Source organism: Skermania sp. ID1734, from assembly GCF_007489285.1.
GTDB lineage: Bacteria > Actinomycetota > Actinomycetes > Mycobacteriales > Mycobacteriaceae > ID1734.
In genome coordinates, this window is sequence record NZ_VLIY01000050.1 from 1 (window position 1) to 1,102 (window position 1,102).

Below are 1,102 nucleotides of genomic sequence, written 5' to 3' on the forward strand. Positions count from 1 at the left end.
TTTCATCGATTGTGATGCGATGCGGTTTCAGGGTCGGTCGGTGACGCCGCAGTTGGAGACACCGGGGTGGGAGGTGCGGGCGGTGAATCCGGGCGAGGAGTTGGGTACGGCGGCGTCGGATAATTTCAAGCTCGGGTTGTTGGCGTTGCGGTTGTTCGTCGGTGATCAAGGCGCCCGTCATCCCGATCATCTGCCGGCCACCGTTCCCGCCGCTGTGCGGGACCTCATCGTTCGGGCGCTCTCCCCGGATCCGGCTGCCCGGCCCAAAGCCACCGACTGGGAACCGGCATTGCTCGAGGTAGCTGCAACAGCTTCCACGATGCCGCCAACAGCGCCACTCGCCCATGCGGGCAGTCCGTACGGCTCGACAGGAGCGAGGCTGCATACGGCGACCCATATCGACAGCGTGCCGGCTGTACATTCGGCTGCGTTGTCGGTAAGCAGCAGCCGAAGACTCCCTGCAGCGGCGTGGACGGCAATAATCGCACTTCCGCTACTCGTGGTGGGCATTCTTGCCGTTGTGCTTGTAAGGGCGGGGCACAGCTCGCAGAGCTCCGTTGCCGGGGGTGATGTCGCAGCGACTCAGGCAGGAATCACCACGGACAATTATGTTCCAACATCATTGTCTCCGTTGCCGATTCCGATTCTGCCACCGCCGGTGCAGACATATGTCCCGACGACAACGACAACGACAACGACGGAATACGTTCCTTCACCGACGTACGCGCCTCCGCCGCCTCCACTTACCACGGTGGAAACGCCAACGAACGAAGACATCACGGCGCAGACGATCCGTTCGGCGAGGGTCCGTACAGTGAACGGTGTAACTCCAGAGAAATAAGGAGGCTACCGTGACTGCTGTGACTGAGGATTCTTTGGTCGAATCACCTTCGTCCGTGTTGTCGCCGTTGAGCAACGACGAACTGATCGCCCAGCTTGTGGCGCGTGCTCGGGCCGACGGGTTGAAGTTGACCGGCCAGGACGGGCTGCTGGGGCAGTTGACCAAGCGGGTGGTCGAGTCGGCGCTGGAGGGCGAGCTGGACGATCACCTCGGTTACGACCGCCACGAGCGCGGCGGCAGCGCGGACGGGAACACCCGGAA

1 protein-coding gene and 1 pseudogene are annotated in these 1,102 nt (G+C 62.6%); both read left to right on the forward strand.

Annotated features, from left to right (window positions below; translation table 11 throughout):
- A pseudogene (locus FOS14_RS25060) lies at positions 1–841 on the forward strand (hypothetical protein); the annotation flags it as partial.
- Between the two features lie 10 nt (positions 842–851).
- Positions 852–1,102, forward strand: a 251-nt coding sequence (locus FOS14_RS24485) for a transposase (RefSeq protein ID WP_185981909.1), incomplete at its 3' end; no start/stop codon positions are given.